Origin of the sequence: Agitococcus lubricus (assembly GCF_003051055.1) — a bacterium.
GTDB classification, from domain to species: domain Bacteria; phylum Pseudomonadota; class Gammaproteobacteria; order Pseudomonadales; family Moraxellaceae; genus Agitococcus; species Agitococcus lubricus.
Genome location: NZ_QAON01000001.1, coordinates 196,751 through 213,268, shown reverse-complemented (window position 1 = coordinate 213,268; position 16,518 = coordinate 196,751). Strand labels below are relative to the sequence as shown.

The following is a 16,518-nucleotide window of genomic DNA, read 5'->3' as shown; positions in this document are numbered from 1 at the left end:
ATTTTTTGGGGTGTATGATGCGTATTTTACATACGATGTTAAGAGTGACTCATTTAGAGCGTTCCATCGCTTTTTATACAGAGGTTTTAGGGATGCGTTTATTACGGCAAAAAGACTATCCTGAAGGCCGATTTACCTTAGCATTTGTGGGATATGCCGACGAAAGCGAGCAAGCAGCACTGGAGTTAACCCATAATTGGGATACAACAGCCTATGAATTAGGGACGGCTTATGGCCATATTGCGTTGGAAGTAGACGATGTTTATCAAGCCTGCGAACGAATTAAAGCGGCAGGTGCTAAGGTGGTTCGTGAAGCAGGGCCAATGAAGCATGGCACAACTATTTTAGCGTTTGTTGAAGACCCTGACGGTTATAAAATTGAGCTTTTGGGAAAAAAATGAGAGTTTAAGAGGAGGCGTGGGAGCTTGTGGCTCCCACGTTTGCACTAAATTGCCTCTTATTTTTATTGTTGCTGCGACTATTGTTGTTATATTTTCGCAAGTTGACGCTTATTATCGTTTTTCGTCAGTTTTTCTACTTGTAGCGGCACAATTTATTATTGTTAGTTGCCACTCTTGTTAAGGCTTGTTTATTGTCATCCTGACTTACAAGCATGTTTATTGTTGTTATTGTCGGTCTTCTTTTTGTTGTTACGCGTGCTTCTTATTATTATCTGCTACGCACAATATATAATGCAGATAGCGTGCCAACTTTATAATAAAAAATTTAATCTATATTTATCAATAGTTTATTGATTTTTGCGTCTTTTTTTCTGTGTGATATGCGATGTTACCTTCGTTAAAAGGTAACATCTAGACACTGTCTAAGTAACACTTTGTGGTGTTACGGTAACAAATAGGAGAACTGCGTAACATAAGTAACACACCCTCTTAAGCAAGATTGAGTTTAACGAGCAGTTCGATGGCCTGTAAGCGTTTATTAACGCCCAGTTTTGCATAAATATGTTTGGTATGCGTTTTGATGGTACTTAAAGATACACAAAGTTGCTCGGCAATTTCTTGGCTGGTTGCGCCCGTCAGTAATTGTTTAGCGACTTGACGCTCTTTTTTACTTAACACGATGGTGGGTTGTGAGAGGAGAACGTCACCGAAAGACGAGCTAATCGTCATACGTGGCTCCGTTGCGATTTCTGTCATTGTTTGCTGATATGCGTGATAGCTTTCAATCTTACAAATGGCGGGGTAATGCTGTACATCTAAGGCATAGTGTTGAATTAAGCGCATTATCTCATCGTAGTAATGATGAAAAAGCTCCTTGAAGGGTTGGTCTTGTACTAACGCAAGCGCATAGAGTAAATGATGGCGAGCGTTTTCAAGGTCTTGTTGTTGCAGTGCTAAACGCATACTGCTTAATTTAATGACGATTAAACTACGTATATTTTGCGAGCTATGAGGATGACTCATCAGCGCATCAATTAGGGGCTGTGCCAGTTGTGCTTGTTTTTGTTGGCAATATGCATCTAATAATACCAAATATTCGGCACGTCGTTCATAGGCGAGTTGCTCTGGGCTTGGTAGTTGGGCTTGTTGCTGCCATTTTTGCCATAAGTCTAAACGGCCTTCTTGTCGCCAAAATTGTGCTAAGGTTGCCGAAAGAGGCGGGGTTTCAACGACATATCGTCCTGAGTAGCTTTGTAATAAATTGTCGTGTTGGCTACTTAATGCCGTGATGTCTAAGCATAATTGATGTTGTGTACGGGCAAATAAAACGCGTCCCCACGTATTGATATATTGCATGTGGCCAGCAGCCGTCATGTCAATCCCTAACTGTAAAACACGGGCTGCGTCTTGCCATAAACCTTGTTCATAATAGAGTTCCCCCAGACCTAAATATAACATCCCACAGACAGGTACGTCTTGCCAGCCCAATATTTGACACTCGCTTAAGGCTTGTAAATACACCGCTTGTGCTTTTACGAGTTGACCTTGCAGTAGTAAGGTACGTCCCAATCCTAAGGTGGCAAAAATAGGAATCATTAAATTGTATTTAGCATCTCGAATAGCCGCATTTTCTGTAAATAACCGTTGTGCCTTTGCTAAATCACCTTGGGCATAATAACAAAAGCCTAAGCAGACAGACGCGCCACGATACAACACTTGTTTAGGCGATAAAGAACCCAAGGCATCCATAACCGAAGCTTCGGCACGCTCTACATCGCCCATTAAACAATACTGGCAACTACGAATCAGGGCGAGTTGACCAAATAAAGCCCGCTCTTGGCTAGCCAACGGTGCTTCACGGTATGGCTCTAAACATTGACTAGCGGCGCGTACATGGCGCTCGATTTCGGGGAGGTTGTCCATGACTAAACCAGCCCAAGCACATAACATGGTCAATTTAGGGTGTTTAGCCAATAGCTGTGCGGGAAGTTGGTATGCCCATGCCAATGCCGTGGTAAAACGTCCTAAAGAAAATAGCGTTGCACTGTGCTCCTCCATGATACTCGCAACAAACTCAAAATCGCCTGCTTTAATACCATGCTGAATGGCTTCGCTTAATAAACCGTGTTCTTTGAACCATAAACTGGCACGATGATGAATCACCACCACACGGTCGGGTGTGAGTTGAGATAAACGGCTCGTTAATAAAGAGGCAAATAAATGATGATAACGATACCAAATACGTTTGTGGTCTAAGCGACTGATAAATAAATTGGTACGTTCTAATTCGTCTATCAGTTCACGGCTATTATGACTTTGTCTAATGGCATCACATAAAGAAGCATTAAATTGGCTCACCAAACAGGTTTCTAAGAGAAAGTCTTGAATATGTGCAGGTAGAAAGCGCAATACTTCGTCCATTAGGAAGTCGGTAATATGGCGGTCATCACCTGCAAAACTATTAATAAATGTCGCAGGCTGCGGATTATTGATAAGCGATAAGGCGGCTAACTGTAAACCGACAATCCAGCCTTCGGTGCGCTCACTTAAACTATCGATTAACACGGTAGATAGATGGAGTTGCATTGCTTGATTGCAAAATTCAGCAACTTCGAGGCGATTAAAACGTAAATCTTCGGTATAAAACTCGGTTAGTTGCCGTTGTGCGCGTAGTCTAGATAGGGATAACAGTGGAATATTACGGCTGGCAATAATGACATGGATATGCGACGGCAAGTGGTCAATCATAAAAGCGAGGGCGTCATAAATACTCGGTTGGTCGATATAGTGTAAATCGTCAATAAAAATCGCCAAATGTTGAGGTAAGCGGCACAGCTCATTTAGGAGAGTACGAATAACGCCATTGATAGAAGGTAACTGTGTGGAAGTGAGGGTGGTTGCGGTTGTTTGAGCGAAGGCTGGGCATGGATTTTGGATGGCACTGAGCAGATGCATAATAAATTGCTGTGCATCATTATCGCTGGCATCTAAAGATAACCATGCGCAAGGCATATCTAGACGCCGTGCCCAATCGGTCAATAAGGTAGTTTTACCATAACCCGCAGGCGCACACACTAAGGTTAATCGAGTGAATTCAGACAACATCAGTCTAGGCCGCGCAATAAATTGTGCAGGCAATGCAGGAATCAGTAATTTGGTCGTTAGTATATAGTCCATGGTCATTACCATTGGCGCACATTAACGACGCTCGCGCGTGTTATCGGCGGTTTTTATTATGAAAGCCGTCATGATTGGCGTTGCGCTAATTAGGTGTTCCTGCCATAAACGTCATTACTTTGTAATTAACGACGTCAGCGACTCAGTACGCTCTAAGTCATGAAATAATTGTTGTTATTAAAACACTGGCTTGGTATTTGGTTTAGACCATATAGAAGCCAATTTTTACCGCTTATCATTTTATTGACTATTGGCGACTTTCTATTGATAAATTCTGTCACTTTAGATGTGAAAAGACGACAATTTTTAACTTTGCCACACAAATAACGATAAGACGGGAGAGGGATGGAGAAAATGGACGAATAAAACGCTAAAAAACTCTCAATACAAAAAATAATCTCACCGTATGGATACGGCTGTCATGAACACTCGCACACACACGAATAACCACCATATAGGGTAAAGCAGTGGACAATACACCTATTAGGCTGTCGTGACAGACTATTTATACATAGTGGGTGAGACCAGCGGTATTGAGAGTGATGTCATTAGCGAGAACAGAGACTCTAAGAAAAAGTCTGTAGGGGACTCGATTTTTAGGCGACACAACAATCTTAACGTATTATCACGCCCTTTAAGGTTGTGTGTTCAACCTTAAAGGACAGGTCGTATGGGCTTATAAGCCAGCTGTTTGTAAACGGTTAGCGTGTGTACGATAAATGGTTTTCGGATTTGTTTCGAATAAATTGATAATCCCAAAGAAACCATTAATCACATCTAAGTGGTTATTGCCGTAGTTAGAGCGAATCACTTTGCCTAAACGTTGTGAACATTCACTGACTAAACCATCATTTTGCTCACCGCTAAATAAGAAGGCAGCAGAAAGTAAGCCAATGCCGCCATCTAAGGGGTCAAGTACATTGGTTAATACGCGTGTTCCACCCCAAGAGTAGTAGTTTACTTTGTGTGTGACACCATTCTTAACATAGTTTTGGCTATAGGCGCCTTCACCACAACCGCTCGGTACACCCGCTGGGTATTTGCTATTAAAGGTAGTTAAACCTTGTGTGGTTAAACTATTTAATGCATTAATCGAGCTTTGGTCTAAGTTGGGTGTGCCGTAAACAAAGGTTAAAAACGCAGCTAAACCATCAGCCACAGATTTGAATACCGCTTCTGTTACCGTCCCAGCAGGGGCTACTTTACGCACCACATCCGCAACCCGAGAGCCTTTATTGACGCCATCAACGCTGGTGACGGAGGCAACTAAGTCTGGGCGTACAGCAGCAGCATAACGAGACGTTGGGCTGCCTTGGCTGTGGCCAATTAAGTTAAACTTTGCATAGCCGTAAATGGCTTTTAGGTCTTGCATTTCTTTGATTAACTGCTCGCCACGTAACTCATTACTGCCCACAGCAGACACGGTAGCAACATGCACTTTGCCGCCGTCTGCTTGCAAGGTAGAAGGAATTTGATAGAAGTAATCTGCACCCCAAAAGTTTTTGAAGCCTAAAATACCATGTACCAATAACGTAGGATATTTTGTGGTTGTATAACCCGCATGAGCAGCAGGAGCGGTGAATACTAAAGAGCTTGCCAATGCCATAGCACTTAAGCCAAGTAGTTTTTTCATGATAGGTTTCCCTGTTTATTGTCGTTATGTGTTTGTTTTTTTTGCGAGTGGTTCAACAGGTTGACTCACGTCAATGTTATTAGCACAGGACACATAATGCAGGCAGCCCATTAAGGTCACAAGGCTGGCGTCATCACGGTTGTTGTTCTAAATGTTGATGCTCGCTGTGGTAGGGCTATCATCGAAAAAAAACTGTCTAAAATATATCCTCCGACAGGGTGAAAAAAGGATGATTTTAGGGGGGATTTTGAGATAAAAGGCTATTTCTATCTACTCAGTGGCTAATTTGTCACTTTACAACAGTCATCAATTTTTTGATACACGACGTATTGTTGAGCCTAGTGTGAGTAAGGTTCAAACCAGCAGGAAGAAAAAATAAGCCAAAAAATAGCTGAGCGATGTCCTTGCATCTATAAAAGCCTACGCTAAGAATTGGACATTTGCTGCACTTTTCCGTAGAATCGCACAAATTTTTTCTAAGCGAGGCGAATCGGTCAGCGGGATGACAAAATCACCGTTGTGTCTAGTTCTGTCTCGCTTTTTTGTAAGTCTCGTTTATGCGCGGAGGTTCGTTTGAGTAAGCCCGCCCTTTTAGCCCTAGCAGATGGCAGTATTTTTCGGGGAACTGCTATTGGTGCTGACGGTAGCACTGTTGGGGAAGTTGTTTTTAATACGGCCTTAACAGGTTATCAAGAAATCCTCACCGACCCTTCTTATTGTCAACAAATCGTTACTTTAACTTATCCGCATATTGGTAATACAGGTATCAATAACGAAGATGAAGAAGCTGCAAAATTATGGGCAGCTGGTTTAATTATTCGTGATTTGCCTTTGGTTGCCAGTAGCTTCCGTAGTCAAGAAACCTTGTCTGACTACTTAAAACGTCATGGTATTGTGGGTATTGCCAATATCGATACCCGTCGTTTAACCCGTATTTTGCGTGAAAAAGGTGCACAAAACGGTTGTATCTTAGCAGGCGACAATATCAGTGAAGAAGCTGCCTTAGCTGCTGCACGCGGTTTTGGTGGTTTAAAAGGTGCTGACTTAGCAAAAGTCGTGACCGTGACTGACAACTACTTGTGGACAGAAGGTTCTTGGCAATTAGGTCAAGGCCACGTGACACCAAAAGAGCCAGCCAAATTTAAAGTGGTTGCTTATGACTTTGGTGTAAAACGTAACATTTTAAGAATGTTGGTTGACCGTGGTTGTGATGTGACTGTTGTACCTGCGCAAACCCCTGCGGATGTTGTGTTAGCCATGAATCCTGATGGTGTGTTTTTGTCTAATGGTCCGGGTGATCCTGAGCCATGTACTTATGCCATTGAAGCCATTAAACAATTCTTAACCACAGATATTCCTGTGTTTGGTATTTGTTTGGGGCATCAATTATTAGCCTTGGCTTCTGGTGCAAAAACCTTAAAAATGAAATTTGGCCATCATGGTGCGAATCATCCTGTTCAAGATTTAGCAACAGGTCGGGTAATGATTACCAGCCAAAATCATGGTTTTGCGGTGGATGAACCCAGTTTGCCAGCAAACTTGCGTGCGACACACAAATCTTTGTTTGATGGTTCTTTACAAGGTATTCATCGTACCGATAAACCTGCATTTAGCTTCCAAGGCCATCCAGAAGCAGCACCCGGCCCACACGATGCTGATAAGTTGTTTGACCATTTTACTGAGTTAATGACGACTTACGTATCGCAGCGTAATTAGCGTGTTTTGTGAAAGTAAATTTATCAGGCGAAGTAATTATTGCCCTCATTCTAGCCTTTTGACAGGGTGAGGGGCAAAAAGAGTAAACAAGGTATGACTGCTTTATCTGTCAACATCAATAAAATTGCGTTAATCCGCAATTCGAGAGGGCGTAATTACCCTGATGTTAACTACTTTGCTGAGCGTTTTTTGCAGCTTGGTGCAAGTGGCATTACCTTGCATCCACGTCCCGATCAACGTCATGCGCGTTATCAAGATGTGGTTGAACTCAAAGCCTTATGTGATCGTTATCAACAGCCATTAAATGTTGAGGGTTATCCAACCCCTGACTTTTTGGCGGTTGTGAAACAAAATCGTCCTGCACAATGTACCTTAGTTCCTGATGACCCACAGCAAGTTACCTCCGACCACGGTTGGGATTTGCGCCAACATGCTGAGTTTTTGCAGCAAATTTGCCAAGAGCTAACGCCTTTGGGCATTGAAGTCAGCTTGTTTGTTGATTATGACAATGCGGATATTGCCTTAGCCAAAGAAATTGGTGCAGCACGGGTTGAGTTGTATACCGAACCGTATGCCGAAGCGTTTGGCACAGCCGATGAAGAGGCTGTATGGCAACAATTTGCGCGTGCCGCACAATTGGCTCAACAAGCAGGTTTAGGGGTCAATGCAGGGCATGATTTGAATTTACAAAACCTACCAAGGTTTGTCCAAATTCCAAATATTTTAGAAGTTTCCATTGGTCATGCATTAATTGTGGAATGCCTAGAACAAGGTATTGAAGCAACGATGCAGGCTTATAGACAAATTTTGCAGTCCAAATAAGAGGCAGGTGCTATGCACCCGTCCACAAGCGTTTTATTGGAGTAGAGTGATGCCAAAACGGCAAGACCTTAAAAGCATTCTGATTATTGGTGCAGGTCCGATTGTCATCGGCCAAGCGTGTGAGTTTGACTATTCTGGCGCACAAGCCTGTAAAGCTCTGCGCGAAGAAGGCTATCGCGTCATTTTGGTTAACTCCAATCCTGCGACCATTATGACCGACCCTAGCATGGCCGATTCAACCTATATCGAGCCAATCACATGGCAGACGGTTGCTAAAATTATCGAAAAAGAGCGTCCTGATGCGGTATTGCCAACGATGGGTGGTCAAACCGCATTAAACTGTGCTTTAGCCTTGGATGCTAACGGTGTATTAGAGAAGTTTGGTGTTGAGTTAATTGGTGCAACCAAAGAAGCGATTGAAAAAGCGGAAGATCGTAAATTATTCGACCAAGCGATGCGTAAAATTGGCTTAGAATGTCCACGCGCCTCTATTGCAGAGACCATGGAACAAGCCTTAGAAATTCAATCACGTTTTGGTTTTCCAGTCATTATTCGTCCATCCTTTACCATGGGTGGTTCGGGCGGTGGTATTGCTTACAACCGTGAAGAATTTGTCGAAATTTGTGAGCGTGGTTTTGATTTATCACCCACTCATCAATTGTTAATCGACGAATCGTTGATTGGTTGGAAAGAATACGAAATGGAAGTTGTGCGTGATAAAAACGACAACTGTATCATTATCTGTTCGATTGAAAACTTTGATGCCATGGGCGTGCATACTGGTGACTCGATTACTGTTGCCCCTGCACAAACCTTAACGGATAAAGAATATCAAATCATGCGTAATGCCAGTATTGCGGTATTGCGTGAGATTGGCGTAGAAACAGGTGGTTCTAACGTTCAGTTTGGTATTGATCCAAAAACGGGTCGTATGGTTGTGATTGAGATGAACCCACGCGTTAGCCGTTCATCTGCTTTAGCCTCCAAAGCCACAGGTTTCCCCATTGCCAAAGTGGCCGCTAAATTAGCGGTGGGTTATACCTTAGATGAATTACAAAACGACATTACAGGCGGCAAAACGCCTGCGTCTTTTGAACCATCCATTGATTATGTAGTGACCAAAGTTCCTCGTTTTACCTTTGAAAAGTTCCCCCAAGCCGAACAACGCTTAACCACTCAAATGAAGTCGGTGGGTGAGGTGATGGCGATTGGCCGTACTTTCCAAGAGTCTGTACAAAAAGCCTTACGTGGTTTAGAAGTTGGTGCAGATGGTTTTAGTCCAAAATTGAATTTGGCTTCGCCAGAATCTGAAGACAAACTCCGTCACGAATTAAAAAATCCCGGCCCTGACCGTATTTGGTACATTGGTGATGCGTTCCGTGCAGGGTTAAGCGTTGAACAAGTGTATGAGTACTCTGCAGTTGACCCTTGGTTCTTAGTACAAATCGAAGACATCATCAAAGCCGAAGCTCAAGTCAAGCAATTAGGTTTTGCGGGTTGTAGCCGTGATGTATTGTGGGGCTTAAAACGTAAAGGCTTCTCTGATAGCCGTTTAGCCAGTTTATTAGGTGTTAGCGAAAAGCAATTGCGCAAAAAACGTTGGGAATTGGGTGTTTATCCGACTTACAAACGTGTTGATACGTGTGCTGCTGAATTTGCTACTAGCACGGCTTATATGTATTCTTCGTACGAAGAAGAGTGTGAAGCACAACCTTCACAACGTGACAAAATTGTGGTGTTAGGCGGCGGGCCAAACCGTATTGGTCAAGGTATTGAGTTTGACTATTGTTGTGTTCATGCAGCCTTAGCAATGCGTGAAGATGGTTATGAAACGATTATGGTTAACTGTAACCCAGAAACCGTTTCTACCGACTATGACACCTCTGACCGTTTGTATTTTGAACCAGTTACTCTCGAAGACGTGTTAGAGATTGTTCGTGTTGAAAAGCCAAAAGGTGTGATTGTCCAATACGGTGGTCAAACACCCTTAAAATTAGCCCGTCATTTAGAGGCCGCAGGTGTGCCGATTATTGGTACTAGCCCAGATGCGATTGACCGTGCCGAAGACCGTGAACGGTTCCAACAAATGGTTGAGCGTTTAAATTTACGTCAGCCACCCAACCGTACTGCACGTAACCCAGAAGAGGGTGTACGTTTAGCAGCCGAGATTGGTTATCCTTTAGTGGTACGTCCTTCCTATGTGTTGGGTGGTCGTGCGATGGAAATCGTTTATAACGAAGAAGAATTACGTCGTTATATGCGTGAAGCGGTACAAGTTTCTAATGAATCACCCGTATTATTAGACCGTTTCTTGGATGATGCCATTGAAGTTGACGTGGACTGTGTGTCCGATGGTGAAACTGTGGTCATTGGCGGCATTATGCAGCACATTGAACAAGCAGGTATTCACTCAGGTGACTCGGCGTGTTCCTTGCCACCGTATGCCTTAGATGAGCAAGTACAAAACGTGATGCGTCAACAATCGATTGATATGGCGCGTGAGTTGGGTGTTGTGGGCTTGATGAACGTACAATTCGCTGTCAAAAACAACGATGTGTATGTTTTAGAAGTAAACCCACGTGCTTCTCGTACTGTGCCGTTTGTATCGAAGTGTATTGGTGTGTCATTAGCTAAAGTGGCTGCACGTTGTATGGCTGGTCAAAGCTTACAAAGCCAAAACTTTACTAAAGAAATCATTCCACCTTATTTTAGCGTCAAAGAAGCGGTATTCCCGTTTGCTAAATTTCCGGGTGTTGACCCCATTTTAGGGCCAGAAATGAAATCAACAGGCGAAGTGATGGGCGTTGGCAAAACCTTTGGTGAAGCCTTCCATAAAGCCGTGTTGGGTTCTAACGAAAAATTACCGAATGGTGGTTGTGCCTTTATTTCTGTGCGTGACTCCGACAAAGCCTTATTGCCACAAATTGGCCGTGATTTAATCGCTTTAGGCTTTAATTTGGTGGCTACAGGCGGTAGTCAAAAAATTCTCGCGCAAGCAGGTGTACCTTGTAAGCGTGTCAATAAAGTGACTGAAGGTCGTCCACACATTGTTGATATGTTAAAAAATGGTGAGATTAATTTAATTATTAACACCACCGAAGGTAAACAAGCACAACAAGATTCCTTCTCGATTCGTCGCAGTGCCTTACAAGGTAAAGTGTATTACACCACCACGATTAGTGGTGCAAATGCAGTGTGCCAAGCCTTAAAAGCACAAGGTGAGTTATCGGTTGCTCGTTTACAAGACTTGCATTTGGAGGTTTAGTCATGCAACGTTATCCGATGACAGTAGCGGGGGCAGATGCCTTACGCGCTGAACTCGACCGATTAAAAAATGTTGAGCGTCCGCGGATTACTGCGGCGATTGCTGAAGCACGCGCACATGGCGACTTAAAAGAAAACGCCGAATATCACGCCGCGCGTGAACAACAAAGTTTTGCTGAAGGTCGTATTAAAGAAATCGAAGCCAAATTATCTAATGTGCAAATTATTGACATCACCAAGATGACCAATAATGGCAAGGTAATTTTTGGTGCAACGGTTGATATTGAAAACGTCGAAACAGGTGAAGTTAAAACCTATCAAATTGTTGGCGAAGACGAAGCTGACATTAAGTTGGGTAAAATTTCCTCTGGTTCGCCCATTGCCCGTGGTTTAATGGGCAAAGAAGAAGGCGACACCGTGACGATTACCACCCCGTCAGGCAAAGTCGAATACGAAATTAGTGAAGTGCGTTATATTTAGTGAGTTTTATAACATGTTTGTATTTTTATATAGACATACTTAACGTATCTGGTATTGATTAGATTACAGTCTGAGTCTTAGTGACTAGAGTCTAGATGAGACTCAGACTTTAAATGCTAAATCACGTAGAGGCTCACTATCATACGTTATCAAGCAGTCGAAAATTTTACGCTGAAATCAAGTATCCTTTTGTTTTCTGTCCCTTCATGCCTAGCAAAATATGTCAACCAACTTACCCAATGTATCTTTGTAAAGCTCATATTTGAGGTCGTAATGTGAATCACAAGAAATTACTGCGGCAGTTCATGAGTGTGCTGAGTGGCAGGCTAGTCAGTACAGGATTACAGGCTATTAGTATCGTATTTTTAGCACGCTGGGTAACCCCTGTACAATTAGGCTATTGTATGACCTTATTGGGCGTGATGAATACTTTGCACTCTGTGGGCGATGTGGGAGCAACAACCTATATTACACGACGTGTTGCAGCATGTGGTATGGATACTGGGTCAATAACAGCACAACGTTTTAGCTTATATATTACAAGTTTACTGGGTGTATTAGCCTTAGGCGCATGTGTGACTTTGTCGTTATTAGAGATTATCGACTTATATTCATTGTTACCTTTATGGGGATGGTTTGCCATTGAACGAGCGGCAATGGTACGTAATGCAGTCTGGATGGGCTTAGGCCACGTAACTAAAACAACACGCGACCTGACTATCAGACGCTTTTTGGCTTTAGCATTATTTTTAGGCTTTGCTTTTGGTGGCTTAGACCCATTATTTTCATTTGCAATGGGTAGTTTTATAGGCTCTTTGATAGCCTTTATGGTATTTAGAAATATACCCACTCAAATTGAAGAAATTGAAATGAGTTGGAAGACCGTGTTTCAGGAAAGTAAGCATTATTGGGTGCACTCTTTCGCCTTACAAGCACGTAACTTAGATGCTTTAATTGTGAGTACGTTGGCCGGCCCATTACAGGCTGGATTTTATGGGCTAGGCTCTCGTCTAATTGCGCCATTGCGTATGTTACCCACCTCTTTGTCGTCCGTTGTGCTACCTTGGTTTGCTCGTCCAGACAATACCCATGAAAGTCCCATGCGTTTATTAGGTGGTATGACTGCAATTATGGCTATTCCATATCTTATTTTAATTGGAGTGATGCCTTTTGCAGTAGTCCCACTGTTTGGTGAAAACTATGCGGGTGCGGTTTTGCCATTACAAATTATTTGTTTGGGCTTAGTCGTTTCCTCAAGTACATCCATTGCAAGCTCTGTATTACAAGCCAAGGGATTTGGTCATATTGTATCCGCAATTAGTGTCTGGTCGAGCTTGTATGTACTGGCTTTGATAGGAGTGGGGGCATACATACAAGGCAGTGTCGGTGCGGCAATGGGTTATTCAACTGGCAGCGCTATTCACACCTTAGTCTTAGTCGTTGCGTTAAAACGTTATCAATAAGCCTCAATAAATAAAGGCAGATGTAGTCAAAAATCTGTTTACAGACTATGTTGTGTCATCAATACTGCTTTTTGTCGCAGTACATGGGTTATGTTTAATAGTAACACTCTTAGGAGAAATAAAGGTGTCTAGGCAGACGACGGTAGTAATGAGCTTGGCAGCTCAAGAAGACAATCTAGGTGATATAGAAATTAGAAGTGTGCTATTGACTTGGCTACAAGCATCTAACAACGAATTATTATTATATCGTGGGACAATGTCGGATAGTTATATCAATGCGTACCCCTTAAAAGGAAAGTATCGCCTATTCCTATCGTACTTTGCCTTACAGTTGGCTTTATTGATGGCCTTTTTTAGTGGTAAACGTATTGTTTTTTGTATTGCACCAGGTCCGCAAATAGTCTCTGCGAGTTGGCGTGCGCGACTAAGGGATTTATTGGCATTTATCAATATCAAGATTGCTCGTTTGTCGGGGGGTAGAGCTATTATTGTGGGACGCTCATATAGAGGAAATCCTGCACATGCTCGTTTGATACAGGCGTATGCTCGTCAAGCGGATATTTTGACATTTCGAGATGATATTTCCTCACCTGTGCTGAATGGTCTAGGCGAAGTATCGCCTGATTTAGGTTTTTTTGCACAACAACAAGGCACCAAAGACAGGGATTTAGCTGTCCTTGTGTTGCGAGAGGCTCAATTTATATCATCCGATATATTTTCTAATTTTGTAGCAGCGGCTAGAGCTGAAGGGCTAAAGCCGACAGTGGTTGTGCAGGTACATCGAGATAATAAATTAGCACAAGAACTAGCGACTAAATATGGTATGGATTTAGTTGACTGGGGACAAGAAACTCATCATCAGCAGACTGAAAAAGTGGAAGCTATTTATGCACGTACAGCCATTATTATCAGTAATCGACTACATGGTTTAATTATGGGAGTCAGAATAGGTGCAATACCATTTACCTTGACTTCATCTAAAGACACAAAACTTGTGCCAACGATGCGCGTAGTGATGTCTAATTGTCGCCCTATTGATTTGGAGCAAATGAGCACTATTTCGGTGAGTGACTGGCGTAGCCGTATTCAAGATGCAATATCTCCTGAAAGCTGTGACCTTGTACAACAGGATTTATACCGTGCTCGTCAGCGTTTACATGATTTAGAACTCAGGGTAGAGGGCTTAGTCAAAGACTAAAATGATCGTACTCAACGCTAGGGGCTGTTGACGTTTTGCGTAACCACAATCAAAACATCAATAGCCCCTAAGCTGTTATCAGTTTTTTCTTTATAATAATGTCACTATCTCCACACAAATAAGAAACTGAGTTGGAGTGACCAACTCACGCAATCTAAACCTTGTATCCTCGAAAAAGGGTTTATTCGGTGGCCACTATTAAAACGACCACAGGGACTAACGATGTATCGTTGGCTTTTCCTACAATTTGTATTAATGAGTAAAGATTAAAAACACCATGAAACTTATAAAAATAATCATTTTAATCAATACCTTAATCTTAACCGCTTGTAGCACCGTCCAAAACAACAAAAATAAAAGCTGGTTAGGCTATACCCAAACAGGCATTGCTTCTTATTATGCCGATAAACATCAAAACCAAAAAACTGCGAGTGGTGAGGTTTATCAGCATAAACTAAAAACTGCCGCGCATAGAAGTTTGCCCTTTGGCGCAAATGTCAAAGTGGTGAATATAGAAAATAATAAAAGTATTGTGGTAAAAATTAACGACCGAGGGCCATTTCGCAAAGGACGGATTATTGATTTATCAAAATCAGCATTTATGGAAATCAGTGACACTAATCAAGGCTTGCTAAAAGTGCAAATAGAAGTAGTGCCTTAAATTAGCGACAAAGTTCCCTCTCCTAATTAGGAGAGGGCTAAGGTGAGGTCAATACCCTCTCCCACAGAGCGGGGGGCCTTATTTTGGTAAATGATTTTCCAACGCGGCCAACGCATCTTCCAAATAGTCCAACATTCTTTGTACACGTGGCACCGTATCACGACAAGCAATAATGCCAAAGTCTAAACTGTCCACATAACTATGTACGGTAATATTGGCTGCGTAACCATGCCAAATTAACGACACAGGATAGTTAGCCAACATTTTTGCACCGTGCATATACAATGGCTCTTTTGGGCCGGGTACATTAGAAATGACCACATTAAACATCGTGGTGCGTCTGCCAGCCAACCCTGTGGCTTGACCTAACATTAACGGCAAATTACTCAACACGGTAAACGCATTAATATCGGCTTTTTCCATGTGTGATAGTCGATTTTTGGCCGCGTGCATTGACTCTTGAATGGCACGTAATCTATCAACAGGATTGCCAATATCCGTTCCCAAGGTTACTTGCACCGCACTAATCGCATTACCATTATCATCACTGGCATCGGCCGCACGCACTGACACAGGCACTTGTGCGACTAATGGGGTGGCTGGTAAGGCATCATAACTTTTTAAGTAATCACGCAAACAGCCACCACACATGGCTAAAACAATATCATTCACCGTGGCATGATACCCTTTGGCAACGTGACGAATGCGTTCCATTGGCCATGACTGCGCGGCAAAACGCCGAGCAGGTGTAACCCGACGATTAAGAATGGTTTTAGGGGCTTGAAATAAGGCTTTGGCATGACTTTCGCGTGGTGTTTTTAACAAATCAACCAGTTGCGCGGCACCATTACTAAAACTATGAAACACTTCTTTGGGCGAGGGCGGCATGGGTAAACTGCGCTTTTCTTTTTTGGGTAAGCGTTTTGTCCATTCACCTGACCAAATAGGCGGTAAATCTTCATCGGCAGAACGTGCCATGCGTGATTGCATGAGGCGAGTAGCCGCTACACCATCGACCATTGAGTGATGAATTTTGCTATAAACGGCAAAACGATTACCTTCAATGCCTTCAATTAAATAACATTCCCACATCGGACGACGTTGGTCCATTCGTTGAGCATGTAAACGTGATACTAAAGCCAACAACTCACGAATACGGCCGGGTTTGGGCAAGGCGGACGGACGAACATGGTATTCAATATCAAAATTACCGTCTTTAATCCAACTGGCATCTAAGTTAAAGGGTAAAACGCGCTGCAATTTTTGATTAAACGGTGCAGAGACATCGTCCACTTGTAACAAATATTGAAAAAAGGACTGCATGTAATCATCAGGCGCATTTTCGGGTAATTGAAACAACATCAAGCCGCCAACGTGCATCGGCGTTTCAGGAGTTTCCATCATTAACCAGCCAGAATCGAGGAGTTTTAATCGTTTAGCCATAATCCATCTCAACAAAAGCAAGGCAGTTTACCTTGAGGTATTATTTAGCAAATGACTCTGTAGATATACAGGCCATAACACTTTCTTATTTTGGCGTATTGTATCGTATCGGCCTCAAGAAGGGCGGGTTTTATACAGGTAAAAGCGATGTTAACAGTTGCAATTCGTGTCTAGGCACTCGCCAGCGAATCCTCTAAATCAAGTCGTCTGTGGCAATCAGTTATCAATCTGCAACAGCATGCTATCAAAACGCCAACAGC

General features: G+C 42.8%; 11 protein-coding genes. 8 read left to right on the top strand and 3 right to left on the bottom strand.

What is annotated here, in order from left to right:
- Nucleotides 1–17 precede the first annotated feature (17 nt).
- Nucleotides 18–401 carry a lactoylglutathione lyase gene (gene gloA / locus C8N29_RS00875; protein ID WP_107864131.1) on the top strand — a complete coding sequence of 128 codons (384 nt, stop codon included), beginning with the start codon at nt 18–20 and terminating at the stop codon, nt 399–401.
- Nucleotides 402–890: 489 nt separating this feature from the next.
- Here the strand turns inward: gloA and C8N29_RS00870 are convergent, their stop codons facing one another.
- Together C8N29_RS00870 and C8N29_RS00865 are read right to left on the bottom strand one after the other, a co-directional pair.
- Nucleotides 891–3,578: a winged helix-turn-helix domain-containing protein gene (locus tag C8N29_RS00870; RefSeq protein ID WP_170106838.1), complete on the bottom strand. Its 2,688-nt coding sequence runs from the start codon at nt 3,576–3,578 to the stop codon at nt 891–893.
- Between the two features lie 676 nt (nt 3,579–4,254).
- Nucleotides 4,255–5,211: a lipase family alpha/beta hydrolase gene (locus C8N29_RS00865; protein WP_107864129.1), complete on the bottom strand. Its 957-nt coding sequence runs from the start codon at nt 5,209–5,211 to the stop codon at nt 4,255–4,257.
- A gap of 573 nt (nt 5,212–5,784) precedes the next feature.
- Here C8N29_RS00865 and carA point away from each other — a divergent pair.
- From carA to C8N29_RS00830, 7 genes are all read left to right on the top strand, one after another.
- Nucleotides 5,785–6,927: a glutamine-hydrolyzing carbamoyl-phosphate synthase small subunit gene (gene carA, locus C8N29_RS00860; RefSeq protein ID WP_107864128.1), complete on the top strand. Its 1,143-nt coding sequence runs from the start codon at nt 5,785–5,787 to the stop codon at nt 6,925–6,927.
- A gap of 93 nt (nt 6,928–7,020) precedes the next feature.
- Nucleotides 7,021–7,749 carry a pyridoxine 5'-phosphate synthase gene (locus C8N29_RS00855; RefSeq protein ID WP_107864127.1) on the top strand — a complete coding sequence of 243 codons (729 nt, stop codon included), beginning with the start codon at nt 7,021–7,023 and terminating at the stop codon, nt 7,747–7,749.
- Between the two features lie 49 nt (nt 7,750–7,798).
- The gene (gene carB, locus C8N29_RS00850; protein WP_107864126.1) at nt 7,799–11,014 is read left to right on the top strand and encodes a carbamoyl-phosphate synthase large subunit; all 3,216 of its coding nucleotides are present in this window, start codon (nt 7,799–7,801) and stop codon (nt 11,012–11,014) included.
- Nucleotides 11,015–11,016: 2 nt separating this feature from the next.
- The gene (gene greA, locus C8N29_RS00845) at nt 11,017–11,493 is read left to right on the top strand and encodes a transcription elongation factor GreA (RefSeq protein ID WP_107864125.1); all 477 of its coding nucleotides are present in this window, start codon (nt 11,017–11,019) and stop codon (nt 11,491–11,493) included.
- Between the two features lie 275 nt (nt 11,494–11,768).
- Complete coding sequence (locus C8N29_RS00840; protein WP_146164395.1) at nt 11,769–12,956, top strand: lipopolysaccharide biosynthesis protein; 1,188 nt, start codon at nt 11,769–11,771, stop codon at nt 12,954–12,956.
- Between the two features lie 124 nt (nt 12,957–13,080).
- Nucleotides 13,081–14,154 (top strand): polysaccharide pyruvyl transferase family protein, encoded by a 1,074-nt coding sequence (locus tag C8N29_RS00835; RefSeq protein ID WP_146164394.1) that lies wholly within the window; start codon nt 13,081–13,083, stop codon nt 14,152–14,154.
- Between the two features lie 277 nt (nt 14,155–14,431).
- Nucleotides 14,432–14,815, top strand: coding sequence for a septal ring lytic transglycosylase RlpA family protein (locus tag C8N29_RS00830; RefSeq protein ID WP_107864122.1), 384 nt, complete (start codon nt 14,432–14,434; stop codon nt 14,813–14,815).
- A 78-nt stretch (nt 14,816–14,893) separates the two neighbouring features.
- Here the strand turns inward: C8N29_RS00830 and C8N29_RS00825 are convergent, their stop codons facing one another.
- Complete coding sequence (locus C8N29_RS00825) at nt 14,894–16,258, bottom strand: WS/DGAT/MGAT family O-acyltransferase (RefSeq protein ID WP_107864121.1); 1,365 nt, start codon at nt 16,256–16,258, stop codon at nt 14,894–14,896.
- Between the last annotated feature and the right edge of the window lie 260 nt (nt 16,259–16,518).

Excerpts from the sequence above, each read along its gene's own strand:
- C8N29_RS00870 (WP_170106838.1), bottom strand. The coding sequence starts at position 3,578 with ATGGACTATATACTAACGACCAAATTACTGATTCCTGCATTGCCTGCA.
- C8N29_RS00855 (WP_107864127.1), top strand. The coding sequence starts at position 7,021 with ATGACTGCTTTATCTGTCAACATCAATAAAATTGCGTTAATCCGCAAT.
- C8N29_RS00830 (WP_107864122.1), top strand. The coding sequence starts at position 14,432 with ATGAAACTTATAAAAATAATCATTTTAATCAATACCTTAATCTTAACC.
- C8N29_RS00865 (WP_107864129.1), bottom strand. The coding sequence starts at position 5,211 with ATGAAAAAACTACTTGGCTTAAGTGCTATGGCATTGGCAAGCTCTTTA.
- carB (WP_107864126.1), top strand. The coding sequence starts at position 7,799 with ATGCCAAAACGGCAAGACCTTAAAAGCATTCTGATTATTGGTGCAGGT.
- C8N29_RS00825 (WP_107864121.1), bottom strand. The coding sequence starts at position 16,258 with ATGGCTAAACGATTAAAACTCCTCGATTCTGGCTGGTTAATGATGGAA.
- greA (WP_107864125.1), top strand. The coding sequence starts at position 11,017 with ATGCAACGTTATCCGATGACAGTAGCGGGGGCAGATGCCTTACGCGCT.
- gloA (WP_107864131.1), top strand. The coding sequence starts at position 18 with ATGCGTATTTTACATACGATGTTAAGAGTGACTCATTTAGAGCGTTCC.